14 protein-coding genes are annotated in these 14,625 nt (G+C 65.9%); 6 read left to right on the forward strand and 8 right to left on the reverse strand.

Annotation, left to right across the window (positions count from 1 at the left end; genetic code table 11):
• The first annotated feature begins 532 nt into the window (after nt 1–532).
• Nucleotides 533–796: a hypothetical protein gene (locus ACZ5BM_RS10165; RefSeq protein WP_498907793.1), complete on the forward strand. Its 264-nt coding sequence runs from the start codon at nt 533–535 to the stop codon at nt 794–796.
• 9 nt (nt 797–805) lie between these two features.
• Here the strand turns inward: ACZ5BM_RS10165 and ACZ5BM_RS10170 are convergent, their stop codons facing one another.
• Genes ACZ5BM_RS10170 through ACZ5BM_RS10185 form a run of 4 tightly spaced genes read right to left on the reverse strand, consistent with a single transcriptional unit; the run spans nt 806 to nt 5,337 of the window.
• Nucleotides 806–2,032 (reverse strand): type II secretion system F family protein, encoded by a 1,227-nt coding sequence (locus ACZ5BM_RS10170; RefSeq protein ID WP_498907794.1) that lies wholly within the window; start codon nt 2,030–2,032, stop codon nt 806–808.
• 16 nt (nt 2,033–2,048) lie between these two features.
• On the reverse strand, nt 2,049–3,029 hold the full coding sequence (locus ACZ5BM_RS10175; RefSeq protein WP_498907795.1) for an alpha/beta fold hydrolase: 981 nt from the start codon (nt 3,027–3,029) through the stop codon (nt 2,049–2,051).
• 2 nt (nt 3,030–3,031) lie between these two features.
• Nucleotides 3,032–4,510 carry a flavin-containing monooxygenase gene (locus tag ACZ5BM_RS10180; protein ID WP_498907796.1) on the reverse strand — a complete coding sequence of 493 codons (1,479 nt, stop codon included), beginning with the start codon at nt 4,508–4,510 and terminating at the stop codon, nt 3,032–3,034.
• Nucleotides 4,507–5,337, reverse strand: a complete 831-nt coding sequence (locus ACZ5BM_RS10185) for an SDR family NAD(P)-dependent oxidoreductase (protein ID WP_498907797.1) — start codon at nt 5,335–5,337, stop codon at nt 4,507–4,509. The genes ACZ5BM_RS10180 and ACZ5BM_RS10185 overlap by 4 nt, the downstream gene beginning before the upstream one ends.
• Nucleotides 5,338–5,433: 96 nt before the next feature.
• On the opposite strand from ACZ5BM_RS10185, the gene ACZ5BM_RS10190 reads away from it, so the two are divergent.
• From ACZ5BM_RS10190 to ACZ5BM_RS10200, 3 genes are read left to right on the forward strand one after another with little or no spacing between them, the layout of a single operon-like run.
• Nucleotides 5,434–6,033 (forward strand): TetR/AcrR family transcriptional regulator, encoded by a 600-nt coding sequence (locus ACZ5BM_RS10190; protein ID WP_498907798.1) that lies wholly within the window; start codon nt 5,434–5,436, stop codon nt 6,031–6,033.
• A 41-nt stretch (nt 6,034–6,074) separates the two neighbouring features.
• Nucleotides 6,075–6,914: a formyltetrahydrofolate deformylase gene (gene purU, locus ACZ5BM_RS10195; protein ID WP_498907799.1), complete on the forward strand. Its 840-nt coding sequence runs from the start codon at nt 6,075–6,077 to the stop codon at nt 6,912–6,914.
• Nucleotides 6,914–7,345: a prepilin-type N-terminal cleavage/methylation domain-containing protein gene (locus ACZ5BM_RS10200; protein WP_498907800.1), complete on the forward strand. Its 432-nt coding sequence runs from the start codon at nt 6,914–6,916 to the stop codon at nt 7,343–7,345. Before purU ends, ACZ5BM_RS10200 begins: the two co-directional genes overlap by 1 nt.
• 340 nt (nt 7,346–7,685) lie before the next feature.
• On the opposite strand, the gene ACZ5BM_RS10205 is transcribed toward ACZ5BM_RS10200, so the two are convergent.
• The 3 genes from ACZ5BM_RS10205 to ACZ5BM_RS10215 all read right to left on the reverse strand — a co-directional run bounded on the left by ACZ5BM_RS10205 (nt 7,686) and on the right by ACZ5BM_RS10215 (nt 11,693).
• Nucleotides 7,686–7,946 carry a hypothetical protein gene (locus tag ACZ5BM_RS10205; RefSeq protein ID WP_498907802.1) on the reverse strand — a complete coding sequence of 87 codons (261 nt, stop codon included), beginning with the start codon at nt 7,944–7,946 and terminating at the stop codon, nt 7,686–7,688.
• A gap of 150 nt (nt 7,947–8,096) precedes the next feature.
• Nucleotides 8,097–8,708 carry a hypothetical protein gene (locus ACZ5BM_RS10210; RefSeq protein ID WP_498907803.1) on the reverse strand — a complete coding sequence of 204 codons (612 nt, stop codon included), beginning with the start codon at nt 8,706–8,708 and terminating at the stop codon, nt 8,097–8,099.
• A 186-nt stretch (nt 8,709–8,894) separates the two neighbouring features.
• A complete protein-coding gene (locus ACZ5BM_RS10215) occupies nt 8,895–11,693 on the reverse strand; it encodes a M16 family metallopeptidase (RefSeq protein WP_498907804.1) in 2,799 nt (932 codons plus the stop codon).
• A 124-nt stretch (nt 11,694–11,817) separates the two neighbouring features.
• Between ACZ5BM_RS10215 and ACZ5BM_RS10220 the strand changes: the two genes are divergently transcribed.
• Both ACZ5BM_RS10220 and ACZ5BM_RS10225 read left to right on the forward strand, forming a co-directional pair.
• Nucleotides 11,818–12,267 carry a type IV pilus modification PilV family protein gene (locus ACZ5BM_RS10220; RefSeq protein WP_498907805.1) on the forward strand — a complete coding sequence of 150 codons (450 nt, stop codon included), beginning with the start codon at nt 11,818–11,820 and terminating at the stop codon, nt 12,265–12,267.
• Nucleotides 12,264–12,851, forward strand: a complete 588-nt coding sequence (locus ACZ5BM_RS10225) for a type II secretion system protein GspJ (protein ID WP_498907806.1) — start codon at nt 12,264–12,266, stop codon at nt 12,849–12,851. The genes ACZ5BM_RS10220 and ACZ5BM_RS10225 overlap by 4 nt, the downstream gene beginning before the upstream one ends.
• Before the next feature lie 217 nt (nt 12,852–13,068).
• Here ACZ5BM_RS10225 and ACZ5BM_RS10230 read toward each other — a convergent pair whose 3' ends face one another.
• Nucleotides 13,069–14,544: an FAD/NAD(P)-binding protein gene (locus ACZ5BM_RS10230; protein ID WP_498907807.1), complete on the reverse strand. Its 1,476-nt coding sequence runs from the start codon at nt 14,542–14,544 to the stop codon at nt 13,069–13,071.
• Nucleotides 14,545–14,625 lie beyond the last annotated feature (81 nt).

Here is a 14,625-nt window from a genome sequence, read left to right on the forward strand (position 1 = left end):
AGATAATCTGCCAGATTCAGGCAATTCTGCCTTAATCAGACTCGCAGGTCTCGTCGACGTTCTTCTGTCAGCATGGACCCCTCGGCTCAATAGGCTGTCAGGGCCTGGGTCACGTTTCTGCGTGATCGCATCGTCGCCGCGCACCAGCGAAACCGCACGCTCAGACGGCGCGATCGGCCTTCTCGTGGAACGGCAGGAACAAGGTTTGTGTCCAGGATCGCATGGAGCAGCATGCCGCGGATTTGCGGTGCCGGTTCAAGGCGGCGCCAGTTTCGCTGCCCGCGGCGACACACTCAGAATGGCGCGCGATATGCACGTCGTGCTCAAGCGTATCCCATTCGGGAGGGCGAGCGTGGCGAATACGGCAGCTGCGAATGGTTCCTGCCCTTGGCCGGGGGGGGCTATCACCATGACGTCGCCTGCCTTACCCGGCATCACGTAACAGAGAGGGCACCCCTACAAATCCTCGGATTTACGATTTCTTAAACCTTTACGTTCAGAAGAAGCGGGCGACACACAAGGAGCGCCCGCCATGACGAGGGGACCCGCCGAGGAATATTGGGCCAGGACGGCCGAAGCCTGTTTCGAGTCGATGGCTTCGACCTATCAGCCCGGCGAACGCGCGCAAGCCGAAACGCCGCCAAAGCCCGCGCGGCGCGGGTTGCCGCCATTGACGGCGTCGCAGACCATCGTGGATGCGATCGCGGCCTGTGCGCCACCCAACAGAACGTCTGCCACCCCATCCCGTTCGGTGCAGGCGATACGCCGCTTGAAGGCGTCCGTCACCGCCGATTGATGCAAGCGGCTATTGTGCCAGATCGTTCAGGCTGAGCATCGCCAGCAATAGGGAGGAGACGATCCCGGCGACGGCCAGGCCCATGACGACGGTAATCACCGGCACGAGGAGCGACACCAGACGCTGCGTCCGGATTCGGACCTGTTCCTCATGAATCTCGGCAGCACGCAGCGCCATCGGCCCGAGTTGGGCGGTTTCCTCGCCCAGACGCAGTAGATGGATCGCACGCACGGGAAAAATACCGGCCTGGTCCAGGGTGCGCGACAATCCGGCTCCGCCCTTGGCGCTCTCGGTGGCACGGTCGATCGCGCCGAGAACCGAGCGGTTGCCAATCACGTCGCGCACGATCGCCATGGCGCCGATCAGTGGCACGCCATTGCCGAGCAGTGTGCCGAGCGTCCGGCAGAAGCGGGCCGCCAGAACCTCGCGCATCAGCAGGCCCAGGATCGGCAGTCTCAGGACCGTGCGATCGCGGAAAGACCGCACGTCCTCGCGTTGCAGCAACTGGCGCGCGAGGATCGCTAGTAGAACCAGCCCCAGGAGCAGAAACAGCCCGTACTGGCTCAGAACGTCGCCGGCTGCGATCAGGAAACGGGTCGAACGCGGCATGGCGGCGCCGTTCTGTTCGAACAAAGGCACGAATTGCGGCAACACCTGCGTCAGAAGCAGGACGATGGAACCCACGGCGGCCAGGGACAGCATCGCCGGGTAGATCATCGCCGATTGCAGCGTCGCTACCAGAGCACGCTCGCGCTCCATCAGCGTCGCCAGACGATCCAGCGTGGACGACAGATCGCCGCCGGCTTCGGCGGCACGCACCAGCCCGACATGCAGGCGTGGAAAGCTGTTGGGATGACGCGCCAGTGCCGTATGCAGTGCAGAGCCGTCGCGCACGGCGGCGCGAAGGCCATCCAGAACCGAACCCACGCGACGGTTCGGCGCGGTTTCCACCAGAAACCGCATTGCCCGGTCCAAATCCTGCCCGGCTCTCAGCATCACGGAAAGCTCGCGGGTGAGGTTGGTCACCTCCTGCCGGCTCAGCCCACGCCGGCTGAGCCCGCCGAACTCGATCCTGAGCCCGCGCGTCAGCAAGCCGCCGCCGGCGGGCTCGGCCCGCATTGGAATATTGCCCTGGCGCCGGATCCACGCCACCGCCTCGGCCTCGCTGGCTGCTTCCGTCACGCCGCGTACGGTTTCCCCGCCGGGCGTGATGGCGATGAAACGGAACGACGTCACGGCGAGCCCAGGCGGGTCAGACGCCGCGCTGTTCCGCCACCTTCTCCGCCATCTTGCGGATGAAGGCAGCGGTCGGCTCCGGCTGGGTGAACGGCAGCATATGGCCCGCCCCGGCGACCTCCTCGTAGACCAATCCCGGAACCAGCTCCTTCATTGTGACGCCATGCTTCCACGGGGCCAGAACGCGGTCCTCGGCACCAAACAGGATGCCGACGGGTACGCCCAGGCTGGGGTAACGCGCTACCAGCCTGGGCAGATCGTCGCCGCTGGCGGCCAGATCGCGCGAGGCCGAACGGTAGGCGGACGGACGCATGCTCAGAAGGCCGCCTCCCGTGACGGCAAAGTTGCGCGGCGGCGCTTCCGGCGCGAACACCATCTCCATGGTCTGGCGCCCGCGACGCACGCCCAACGGCACCGCCAGGGTCCAGGAGATTAGCCAGCGCTTCAGCGGATTGCGCACCGCCAACGCCTTGAACATGTTCGGCGCCACCGTTTCCACCTGGGTCAGCGGCGTCAGCAGAGCCAGCCCGCCCACATGCGCGGGATGGTCCAAAGCGGTGGCCAGTGCGATGGCGCCGCCCAGCGAATGGCCGACGATCAACGGCTTGCCGAGCCCCAGCGCCTCGATCACGTCGCGCACCACCCACGCCTGCGCCCGGATGTTGCCGGGCCGTCCCGGCGCACCCACCGAATAGCCGGAATCCGGCCGGTCGATCGCCACCACCCGGTAGTCGCGCGACAGGAGCGGCGACAAAGTCGGCAGCAGGTTCAGCATGTTGCCGCCCAGCCCATGCAGAAGCAGGATCGCCGGCTTGTCGCCACCGGTGTCGCTCACATGCAGCGTTTCGCCGCCGATCTGCAGCAGCCGTCCGGCCTGCGGCACGGCCTCCATCACCTTGCGTGCGGTGAAGGCGGAAAACCCGGCCAGGGCGGCGGGAACCGCGGCGGCGGCACCCAGGGCGACGCCGAGAAGCCTGGTTCCAGTGGATCGCGCCATGCTCAGACCGCCTCTTTCGTGATGTAGTCGCGCAGACCGGCGCGGCTCATGCGTCGCTGATACTCGAACACCGTGCCCGGCCAAAGTGTCGTGTTGCGACCGGACTCGTCCTGATACCAGCTCGAACACCCGCCTGCCTGCCACACGGTGTCGGCGAGACGCCGGTCCATCTCACTCTGATAGCGCGCCTGCACGGTGGCGCTCATCTCGATCGAGCGCAAACGACGCATCCGCATCTGACGCAAGCGGCGCATCACGTAGCGCACCTGCGCCTCGATCATCAGTACCACGGAGTTGTGCCCTAGCCCCGTGTTCGGGCCAAGCAGAACGAACATGTTGGGAAAACCGGCCACCGCAGTGCCGTAGGCCGCCGACATCCCGTCACGCCAAGTCTCGCGCAAACCCTGACCGTCACGACCGCGGATATCCATGGCGTCGAACCCGTCCGTCACATGGAATCCGGTGCCGAACAGAATCGCATCCGCCTTGTGCAGCACCCCATCCGTGGTCATCACGCCGTCGGGCGTGATCCGCTCGATCGGCGTGGTTTCCACCGAGACATTGTCGCGCGCCAGCGCCGGATAATAATCGTCGGATTGCAGAATGCGCTTGCAGCCGATCTCGTAGCCAGGCGTCAGCGCCTCGCGCAATGCCGGATCCTTGATTGCCCGCTTGCGATGCCGGTCGGCCAGGCTGCGCCCGAGCGCCGCCGCCTTCGGATGGCGGCGCATCGCCAGATGACGCATCTCCTGGATACCGAACAGGCGCAAACGATGCAGGAGCCGGAGCCCCGGGATCTTCGCGTATTTTGCCTGCTTGTCCGCCGGGATCGCTTGGTCGCCTTTAGGCAATACCCAAGGAGGCGTGCGCTGGAACAAGGTCAGACGATCCACCTTGCCTGCGATCTGCGGCACGAACTGGATCGCGCTGGCCCCGGTGCCGATCACCGCCACCTGTTTGCCGGACAGATCGTAATCGTGGTCCCAGCGCGCGGAATGGAAGGTCCGCCCTTTGAAGCTGTCCAGCCCAGGAATGCGCGGCAGCAGCGGGATATGGAGCGCCCCTACCGCCAGGATCATCACCCGGCCCTTGAAACTGCGCCCGTCTTTCGTCCGTACCGTCCAGCGGCTGTCGTCATCGTCCCACTGCGCTTCGGTCAACTCGGCACCGAAGCGCAGGGACGGCATCAGCCCGCGCTTCGCCGCCACCTCCTGCAGATAGCGCAGGATTTCCGGTTGCGGTGCGAAGGAACGCTGCCAGTTCGGATTGGGCTCGGAGGAGATCGAGTAGAGATGCGACGGAATGTCGCAGGCGCAGCCGGGATAGGTGTTGTCGCGCCAGGTCCCGCCGACCCCGTCCGCCTTTTCCAGCACCAGGAACGGAATCCGCCGCCGCTTCAGCGACAGCGCCATGATCAGGCCCGAAAACCCGCTGCCGACGATCAGAACCTCGGTTTCCTCGCTCGTGCGCTGCGCGTTCATCGCGTCACCCTTTCGATGATGGCCGGGTAGCCGACCGGCATCAGGCGCTCCACCAGCGCCAGGAATTTCGCGTCGCTGCCGACCAGAACACGCCGCTTCCGACGCTCGACCGCATCCACGATGATCTCTGCCGCGCGTGATGGCGGCATGCGCAGAAGACGTTCGAACCGCTTCTGTTCGCGCTCCACCTGTGCGTTGGTGGCGCCCTGCGGCGAACGGGCCCGTTGCGCGATGCCGGTGCGGATTCCGCCCGGATGCACCACGGTCACACCCACGGTGCTGCGTTTCAGCTCTTCCGCCAAAGCATTGGAGAAGCCGCGCACGCCGAACTTGGCCGCGCTGTAGGCGGTCTGGCCCGGCGGGGCGATCAGCCCGAACAGACTGGAGACGTTCACCAGTCGTGCGTCGTCGCTTTTGTGCAGCAACGGCAGAAAGGCGCGCGTCATCCGCACTAGGCCGAGGAGATTGATCTCCATCAGCCAATCGAAATCGGCTTCCGAGCTCTGCTCGAACGTTCCGCCCAGCGCCACGCCGGCATTATTGATCAGGAAATCCACGCGTGCGTGCTGTTCCAGCACCGCCTCCGGGAATGCCGCCACGACCTCGCGATCCGCCACGTCCAGCGTGTGCAGCGAGATCGGCGGTGCCGCGCCGCCCAGCCTGTCGCGGATCGCGGTACGCGTCGTCTCAAGATCGTGCGGCCTGATATCGGCCAGTGCCAGATGGCAGCCGCGCTCGGCCAGCAAATCCGCCAGAGCGGCGCCGATGCCGTTGCCGGCGCCCGTGATCACAGCGCAACGATCGCGCAATCGCATGCGATCGGCCATTGTTCCTCCTGTCGCGCCGTGTTGGCCGCAACCGCGGAGCCGTGTTCTGCCGCGTTGGGCTTGGCGCGTTCGTTCGGCCGGAGCATACTTACACGAATGTCAACAAGCAAGCGCGCAACCAGATCACCCGTTCGGCGCCGCACCGCCGAAGAGATGCGCGAAGCGGCGCTGGAGGCCGGTCGTGCCCTGCTGATTGCCGACGGACCTGATGCGGTGACCCTGAAGGCCGTAGGCGACGCACTCGGCGTCACCCACGCCAACGTGCTGCACCATTTCGGCTCGGCGGAGCGGTTCCGTGCCGCGCTACGCAACGCCATGGTGCTGGATCTGAACGACCGCATGACGGCGATCCTGAGCCGTCCGGGTCGCACACAAGCCGACCTAGCCCGCATTGTCGACGAAACGTTCGACGCTTACGAAACGGGTGGGATGGGTCGTCTGATCGCCTGGCTGCATCTGCACGGCGAAGGCGCGATCGATGCGCCGCTGGAGCAGTCGATCGAGCGCCTGATGGGGGTGGTGCGACAGCAATTCGGCGACGATCCGGCTCCTGGCCTTCCGGTGGGGCTGCTGACCATGCTCGCCTTCGCGGGCAGCATCCTGGGCGGCAATCTCGGCCGGCTGCTGGGGGTGGAGCCGGCCAGTTTCCGTACGCTGGCATTGCGGCTCCTGGTCAACCTGCCGACCGAACCCTAGCCGCCGTTGGCGTCGCGTCCGGGCTGGGTTAGGAGGGGAGCATGCCTCGTTTCGTTCTCACACTGTCCTGCCAGGATCGCCCGTCCATCGTCGCCTCCGTGACGCGGGAGTTGGCCTTGATCGGCGCCAATATTAGCGAAAGTGCCCAGTTCGGCGATCCGGATACCGGGCACTTTTTCATGCGCATCGCCTTCGAGGCGCCGGTCGATCGCGGGGCTGTCCAGAGCGCTCTTGCGGATACCGCCGAACGCTTCGCCATGCAGTTCGCGGTTCACGACACGGCAAAGCCGCGCATCCTCATCATGGTATCGCGGTTCGATCACGCCATGCTGCATCTGCTCTACCAGATCCGCGTCGGCTGGCTTGGCGCAGACGTTGCGGCGATTGTCAGCAATCATGAAACCAGCCGGCGCACGGCCGAGCTGGAGGATATCCCGTTCCATTACATTCCGGTCTCTGCCAGCAACAAAGCTGAAGCGGAAGCGAGACTGCTCGGCTTGATCGACGAAACCGGCGCCGAGCTGGTGGTACTGGCGCGCTACATGCAAGTGCTGTCCGATAAGACCAGCAAGATCCTGTCCGGCCGCATCATCAACATCCACCACTCCTTCCTGCCCAGCTTCAAGGGCGCCAGACCCTATCATCAGGCGCATGAGCGCGGCGTGAAGCTGATCGGCGCCACGGCCCATTACGTCACCGCCGAACTGGACGAAGGCCCGATCATCGAGCAGGAAACGCAGCGTGTGACGCATGCGATGAGCGCCGAGGATCTGGTCGCCACCGGACGCGACATCGAATCCCGCGTCCTGGCCCGTGCGGTGAAGCTGCATTGCGAGAATCGCGTGATGCAGAACGGTCGAAAGACGATCGTCTTCAACTGATGCGGGAACGCTGCCGAGCGGATCAGAGCGGTTTCACCCTGATCGAGATGATCGTGGTGGTAGCCGTTTTGGCTTTGGCGGCAACGCTGGTGCTGGCGCGCGGGCCGATGCGTTCCGCCACGGTGGATCTCCGTGCCGCGTCTCGCACGATCGCCGCCGAAATGCGCACCACTCGTGCGCAGGCGATCGGCCAGGATCGCGTTCTGGTCTTCACTCTCGACGCCGGACATCGCGATTACGGGATCGAGAAGGGACCCCGTCACGATCTGCCACGTGGTATCGCCGTGGTGGCGGAAAATCCTGACGCGGTCGAGAGAATCAGCTTCCGACCGGATGGCAGCAGCAGCGGCGGGTTGATGGTGCTGGGCGAGGGCAAGCGTCACATCTCGATCGAGACGGACTGGCTCACCGGTGCCGTTTCCGTCCGTTAGCGGCCCGAATATATGGGGCGGACGATCCTTGGCAGCGCGGTATACGCAGTGTGCCCCTGGCTCTGCCGAACCGCCTGACACCGTGCACAGAGAGTCAGAACGTCGTTCAACTCGACCGTACCATGTACAACAGCGGGGCGACAAAGACGCCGATCTGCGTGGCAGTCTCCATGAGACGCGTCGCGACCTGTCGAGCGTAACGCGTTTAGACTTTCACCCGTGCGGCGGGTGTCCTGCCGGATGCGAAAACAAGAAAACGCGATTGCTGGCACTACGACACTGCGTCTTCTGTCGGTCTGTTGCTGGTCCGGTCCACGCCGACGGGCGTGACGAAGCCGGATCAGTCGATCCGGCGCAATCGGTTGAGTGGCATGGCGCCGTCCGCGCTGCTGAAGACGATGCCCGCGTCCGATCCGCCTTGTTGCACGCCGTTCAGCCGGTGGCCACCGGTGTCGAAGATCTCGATCCGCCCGCTCCGATCGATCAGCAAGCATCGCACATCCGGAGAAACGGCATAACGCAGCCCGTCCTGCGTGACGCTGCTCGCAGGGTTTCCCAACTCACGCGGCCACCAGCTTTCGGCGTCGTCAAGGGGTGCCATCGGTTTCATCGGCGGGAGGGGTTTCATGGTTTCCATTTGTGCTCCGACGCCGTAACCCCGCGCCGGGTTCGATCGACACGATGGTTTGACCTTTCCATCGCGTCGGATGCACGGAAGTTGGTGACGGAACCGAAAAGCGCTCGGCTCTGTTCACAAGCTGTAATACTGGCGACTGTCCAGACCCATTGCGCTGCATTCCGCCTCGATGTTGTTGCGGACGCTGTCGAAGATGGCGGCCGGTAGATTGACATACGGGGCCAGGTAAAGTCTGGCGCAAGCGGCGAGGCCGGGCTCACTGAGATCCTTGTCGTTGGCGAAGTTTCGGATATCGGCGTCGCTGCGCGCGGCATAGAGCGCGACGTTCTGCGGCGTCAGGACCGGGCGTCCGTTGCGGAAGAAGTCCAGAGCCAGCCGGTAATGCGCCTGATCGATGACGCGGTCAGGCCCGAGATTGATCTTCTGCGGAAGCCATACGGTGTCTCCGGCCAGGGTCTCGCAGAGTTCGACCATCTCTTCGCAGTCTCGGTCGCCCGAGGAGACCGACTTCAGCAGGGAAAAATCACCCGCCAGACCGAGATTGCAATAATGCGCGGCGTCGATCCTGCTGAAGCTGGTCCCGTTGACATGGACCACGGCAGGGTCGGCGGCATTGAACGGATCGCGACCAGCCTCCTGTCGCAGTCCGCTATCGATCTGATGCGTCGCAGCTTCCCGCACGATGTCGAGCGGATCGAACCGGCGTCCGGTCCGTGCCAGGACCATATCGCACGTCGCTTGCAGGGCGAAAAGAAACAGGAAGAATTGCTTGGCGCGCTGTTCTGCGTGGCGGGGAAGGGCATGCGTCAGCGGTCCGGATAAGCTGACGCCTGTCGGTGATCGGTTCGATTTGATCCTGGCCATGCTTCCTCTCCCGGAAGGTTGGACCCTCCTGGTCCGATGCGGCTGAACTTAATGGCCGCCCGGCGGGCCCTCAACCACCTCGGCCAGATCGTTCGGCCGCAACCACTGCTTGAATGCCGCCTGCAATTCCGCGGCCGTGGTCCTGAAGTAGTGCTGCGCCGCCAGATCCGGCTGATTCAACGGCAAGCCCAGATCGGTCAGATGCAGGTATTCCTGTCCGATTGCGTCGAACGACGCCCGGCCCATCGGGATCTGCCGCAGCAAACTCGCCTTGGCGCGCGTCAGCTCGTCCTCGCTCACCGGATGCTCCTGCATCGCCTTGATGTCGTTGATGGCCAGAGCACGTGCTTTGCCGATGTTCTGCGGATCCGCGCCGTAGCTGATGCCGTATTCCGACCGTGTCCGCCCCCAGTTCAAGCGGCTGCTCACGCTATACACGTAACCGCCCTTCACGCGCAGATCGCGATACAAGCGCGATGAGAAACCATCGCCCAGGATCTCGTTGCCAAGCGTTAGCGTGAAGTGATCTGGCTGGTCCGGCTTCAGACCCAGCGTTTCCGCCAGGGAGATGTTGGCCTGCAAAGCGCTGCGGTTCGGCACATAGTTGTGCGACGGACCAGACAACGGCACGGGCGGCAGATCCACGACCGGCGTCGGCCCGTCGTTCTTCCAGCCGCCGAACGCCTTCTCGACCTCGCCGCGTGCCTGCTCCGGAGTCACGTCGCCGACGATCACGATCGTGGTCAGATCGGGCCGGAACGCCTTGCGATAGAACGCCTCCGCATCCGCCGGCGTCAGCGCCATCACCGTCTGCGGCGTCGCCTGGCGCAAGGACGGATCGTTGGCCGGCACAAGTCCCTTCAACATCGCGCGCCCGAACAGATAATCCGGCGATTGCAGCAGCCCGGCGAGGCTGCCGGCGGTCTGCTTCTGCACCACGGCGAACGCGTCGGCCGGAAACACCGGATGCAGCTCGTTCTCCGCCAGAAGCGAGAGCCCTTCGGCGAAATGCGCGCTCTGCACCTTCAGCATGAAGCCGGCACCGGCATTCTCGTCGGCGGCGATCGCGTCCAGGGCGGCCTGGAAGGCGAGGCGGTCATGCTGCTGGCTGCCGTAATCGAACATGCGGTCCACGATCGTGGCCACGCCTTCCTGACCTTTCGGCTCCTCCAGGCTCGGCGCCTGCCGGATCTGGCCGTAGACCGACACGGTGCTGGTGACGTGCTCGGGCTGCACGATCAGGCGCAGACCGTTGGGCAGTACGTCCACCACGGGCGCGGGTGAGGCGGGCGGCAGATGCAGAGCGGTCAGCGCCGCATTGGCCCAATCCGGCAGAGGCACAGGCTTTTCCGGCGGGGTCGCAAAAGATTCCGCTCCGCCGAACCCCTTGCCGGAAACCGGCTTGCCGGAGGACTCGGGCGTCAGCACAGCGGTTACGGCATGGTCGGGGTTCAGAACCTCGCGCGCGATGCGATCCACATCCGCCACTGTCACGGCGCGATAGGCGTCGGCCAGTGCGTCCGGACTGTCCAGACCCTGGAACGCCAGGACGTTGCTCCAGCTTTGCGCCAGACCGGAGATGCTGTCGTTGCGCTCGGCGATCTGGGCCACCTCGCGACGTTTTGCCGCCTCCACCAGATCGGCCGGCACGCCGTTCTTCACGATCTCCGCCATCACGCCGCGCATCTTCGCCAGCAGGGCGTTGGAATCGCCGCCACGCGGGAAGGCGGTGAAGGCCACACCGAAGCCCACGGCAGGCTTCGGGCGATACAGGAACTGCGCCGCCAGCGCGTCTCCGGTCGGGACGAGCCCGTAGAACGCGCCACGTTCGCTGGAGAGCACGTCGCCCAGAATGTCGGCGGCGGCGAAATCCTTCGCCCGCGAGCCCGGCATGCGATAGGCGATGGTGGCAATGCCGTAAGGATAATCCGTCGGCAGGTTCAGCGTTTCCGCCCTCACCGGCGCCAACGTGACCGTCTTGTGTTCCGGCAGGGTCTTGCGCGGCAGCGCCCCGAAGGCCTGCTTCACCTGCGCCAGCGCCGCCTGCGGGTCCACGTCGCCGGCGATCACCAGGATGGCGTTGTTAGGCGCGTACCATGTCTCGTAGAAGTGCCGCAGCAGCTTCGCATCGGTCTTGTCGAAAGAAGGCCGCGTGCCGAGCGCGTCGTGCTCGTAGGGCGTGCCGGCGAACATGATCGCCTGCAACTGCGACAGGTATTTGTAGGCTGGGCTCGACAGGTCGCGCGACACCTCCTGCTCGATCGCGCCGCGCTCCTTGTCCCAATCCGCCTCGTTCAGGCTCAGACCGTTCATGCGCAGGGCTTCGATGCGCAGCACCACGCCCAGATCGTCTGCGGGCGCGGTGTAGAAATACTGGGTCACCGTCTCGGTGGTGTCGGCATTGTATTCGCCGCCCAGCTTGGCGCCGATTTCCGCGAGCTGGTCCTTGTCCAGTCCCTTCGAGCCCCGGAACATCATGTGTTCGGTGGCATGCGCGGTGCCGGGGAAACCGGCCGGCGCGTCGTTGGAGCCGGCCAGATAGTTGATCTCCGTGGTCACCACGGGCGCCAGACGGTCCGGCACGATCACCACGCGCAACCCGTTCGGCAGGGTCTCCCGCAACGCCGCGTCGGCCGACGTGGCGTGCTCGGTGGTGGTCGGAGACGGCGTCGGCGCCGGTGCCGGCAGTGGCCCCTTGGGCTGTCCGTTCTTGCCGACCTCCTGCGGTCCCGAAGGCGCCGTGCCGGTGGCGGTGTCCTGGGCCGAGGCGCCGGCCAGGGGCGCCAATCCCATCGCGGCCAGCATCAGTCCCGTGACAAGGGGGCGTGTGGTGGACCGCAGGGGCATCGCGTTCTCCGGGAGTGGCTGGCAACAGGCGCCGAATGAGGCGAAGCCGTTTTAGGCGGCGATGCCGCACGCGAATAGCGGCCGGCCTATGAACGATGTGTCACCTGGGCGATGATCGGCGACGATGTCCCGCCGCACATCCTCCCCGTCACGACACGCGGCGCGCCTCCCACGGCAGGCCGGCTTCACCCTGCTCGAGGTGCTGGTCGCGTTCGTGATCGCCGCCCTGGCCCTCGGCGTGCTGTTCGGCGGCGCGCTCGGCGGTCTGCGCTCGGAACACACGGCGGACCGGATGATGGAAGCCCTGTCCCGCGCCCAGTCCCACCTCGCCACGGTCGGGCACGGCGTTCCGCTGCGCCCTGCCACCCAGGAGGGCGAGGACGGCACCGGTTTTCATTGGCGCATCACCATCGCCCCGGCCGAGACCGCCGCCGGGCAGACCGGCGCCGCGGCCGCGCCGAGGCTTGCGCTCTATCATGTGGTCGTGACCGAAAGCTGGCCCCAGGAAGGCGGCGAGCGCAGCGTCGTGCTCCGTACCCAGCGTCTCGGCGCTGCGGCAGGGGGCGGCCCATGAGGCGTCGCGAAGCCGGCTTCACCCTGCTCGAAATCATCGTCGCTCTTGTGGTGCTCGGCATCCTGCTGCTCACGCTGAGCCACGGCACACGTTTCGGTGTGTCCGCCTTCGACCGTCAGACCCATATGGCCGAAACCGCCGGCCGCCTCGAAGCCGTGGATCGCACGCTGCGCCGGCTGATCGAGCAGGCCGATCCGGGCACGATCACCGACGGACGCACCCTGGTCGGCAAGCCGCACGGCATGGTGTTCCGGGCACCGATGCCGCCGCATGGCGGAAAGGGCGGGGACGAAGAGGAGATGGCCGATCTGCGCCTGGGCGTCGATCGCCACGCGCTGGTGCTGTTCTCGCTGCCCTATCGGCACGTGGTCCCGGTCGGCCCCGCACCGGAACCGACCCGGACCGTGCTGCTCGACGGCGTGGAGTCGGTCGACCTGAGCTACTGGTCCGCAGGCACCTGGCGCACCAGCTGGGACGGCGTCGACCTTCCCGAACTGGTGCGGATCAGGATCGTGTTTCCCGACGGCGATACGCGGCGCTGGCCGGATATCGTCGCCGCCCCGGTGCTGCACCAGCCGGGATGAGAGACGGCACGCGGGAACGATGGACGATCGAGCATCTGACCCGCTGCTTACTGGCGGTGGCGCTACAATCCCGGTTCCTTCGTCACGGGCGTACCGTATCTCAGTACGGTGCTCGATGATGCCAAGACGCGAGTGGGTGGCTCGCACCGTCCCTAGACTGTGCGAGCAGCGTGGGGTTTGCGTCGATCACACCCGACACGAACGGTCGCCAGCCGCGTTAGCGCGGCTTGATCATGGCTGCGAGCTGCCCGGCTAGGGTTTCCGCCTGATGGCGGATATCCGGCACGGCGGTCAACTCCCAGAATGCGCCCTTGGTCACCGGCCCCACCGCGAACAGGCGGCGGGAGATCGCTCCCTCGCGATCGGTCAGCGCGCAGTTTGCGGTGACGTCGAGACCCAGGCAGAGCGGATCCGGCCGCACCAGACCGCGTCCGAGCAGGGTCCGCACCAGCGGGTCTCGAATGCGGCTGTAATCGGCATCCGGGCCGGCGCAGTTTACGACCCGTGCCGCTGTCACATGGTCGATCTCGCGCGAGAAGCGCGGTCGGAAACCGATCCGCACCAGCCGGTCCGGATGTTCGTGGTGATAATGCAGGATGCGTCCGGCGCGGATACGGAGCTGGCCGCACTCCCGCGCCTGGGCGATGCGATCGGCGACCGGGCCGGAGACGCGATGGCGATGCGTGTCCCACCACGGGCGCAGATGGCGCAGAAAGCGCTGCCGGTCGGCAAGGCTCATGCCCTGCCACAATTCCATGGTCACCGGCCGGATCTCGTCGATCGCCGATTGCCAGGTGCCGCCCGCGTCCATTTGCCGCGCACTGTTGCGTCGAAGGGCGCGTGCGAGATCGTTCACGCGTGTGGGAAAGCGATCGGTTTCCGGCGGCGGCACGCTGCCGGCCGGGACGTGACGATGCGGCACCAATCCGCGCCGAGACAGGGCGGTGATCGGCCCGCGATGGTTCTGATCGAGCAGCGAGATGACTGTGTCGATGGTGGTCAGCCCCGTGCCGATCAGCAGAACCGGCGCGTCCGGATCCAGGTCGGTCAGCGCATCCGCCGCCCAGGGATCGGGCTTGTAGCGCGCATCGTCGTAAAAGGTCGGGTCGGAAACGGGTGGGGCGGCAGGCGGAAAATTGCCGACCGCCAGCACCGCGCGGTCGGCGGTGATGGTGCGGCCGCGATCCAACGTCAGGGTGAGACGGCCCGGTTCCTCGCTGATGTCCACCACATCGCCGCGCACCAGTTTGAGCTGATCGCGCCGTCCCGGAACCTTCAGCTCCTGATTGATCAGATGGCGAACGTAGCGGCCGAACACGGTGCGCGGCACGAAGGTGCCGGCGCTGGGCACCATGCCGCTCAGTTCGGCATCGGACAGGGATTGCAGCCAGTCGAGGAAATGGCCCGGCTGGCCGTGGAAGGCGCTCATCTTGCCGGCGGGCACGTTCAACAGATGCGACGCGTTGCCGGAGGAATAGGCCGGCCCACGGCCGAACTGGTTGTTGCGCTCGATCAGCGCCACGGTGGCATGTTCGGGCATGCGACGCAGCAGATGCAGCGCCAGGAGCGTGCCGCTGAAGCCCGCGCCGATGATGGCGATGTTGACCGACGCGCCGGAGGGCAGGGTGGCATCCAGCATCGGGGGTGCCGGTTCGGGACAAGGGGGAGCCAGGGTGGCGGCAACGTCGTCCATGGCGCTCTCCTTCGCGTTCAGCCGTCCCGGAAGGAACGGCGCAGGGATGGGGCGGCCGGCCCGCAAGGGCGCGGGAACCCG

The organism is Lichenicola sp. GTC18331 (assembly GCF_055386855.1).

Bases quoted from the DNA above. Each gene is read 5' to 3' on its own strand.
- ACZ5BM_RS10230 (WP_498907807.1), bottom strand. From the start codon at position 14,544: ATGGACGACGTTGCCGCCACCCTGGCTCCCCCTTGTCCCGAACCGGCA.
- ACZ5BM_RS10200 (WP_498907800.1), top strand. From the start codon at position 6,914: ATGCGGGAACGCTGCCGAGCGGATCAGAGCGGTTTCACCCTGATCGAG.
- ACZ5BM_RS10165 (WP_498907793.1), top strand. From the start codon at position 533: ATGACGAGGGGACCCGCCGAGGAATATTGGGCCAGGACGGCCGAAGCC.
- ACZ5BM_RS10185 (WP_498907797.1), bottom strand. From the start codon at position 5,337: ATGGCCGATCGCATGCGATTGCGCGATCGTTGCGCTGTGATCACGGGC.
- ACZ5BM_RS10205 (WP_498907802.1), bottom strand. From the start codon at position 7,946: ATGGCACCCCTTGACGACGCCGAAAGCTGGTGGCCGCGTGAGTTGGGA.
- purU (WP_498907799.1), top strand. From the start codon at position 6,075: ATGCCTCGTTTCGTTCTCACACTGTCCTGCCAGGATCGCCCGTCCATC.
- ACZ5BM_RS10220 (WP_498907805.1), top strand. From the start codon at position 11,818: ATGTCCCGCCGCACATCCTCCCCGTCACGACACGCGGCGCGCCTCCCA.
- ACZ5BM_RS10190 (WP_498907798.1), top strand. From the start codon at position 5,434: ATGTCAACAAGCAAGCGCGCAACCAGATCACCCGTTCGGCGCCGCACC.
- ACZ5BM_RS10180 (WP_498907796.1), bottom strand. From the start codon at position 4,510: ATGAACGCGCAGCGCACGAGCGAGGAAACCGAGGTTCTGATCGTCGGC.
- ACZ5BM_RS10210 (WP_498907803.1), bottom strand. From the start codon at position 8,708: ATGGTCCTGGCACGGACCGGACGCCGGTTCGATCCGCTCGACATCGTG.
- ACZ5BM_RS10215 (WP_498907804.1), bottom strand. From the start codon at position 11,693: ATGCCCCTGCGGTCCACCACACGCCCCCTTGTCACGGGACTGATGCTG.
- ACZ5BM_RS10225 (WP_498907806.1), top strand. From the start codon at position 12,264: ATGAGGCGTCGCGAAGCCGGCTTCACCCTGCTCGAAATCATCGTCGCT.
- ACZ5BM_RS10175 (WP_498907795.1), bottom strand. From the start codon at position 3,029: ATGGCGCGATCCACTGGAACCAGGCTTCTCGGCGTCGCCCTGGGTGCC.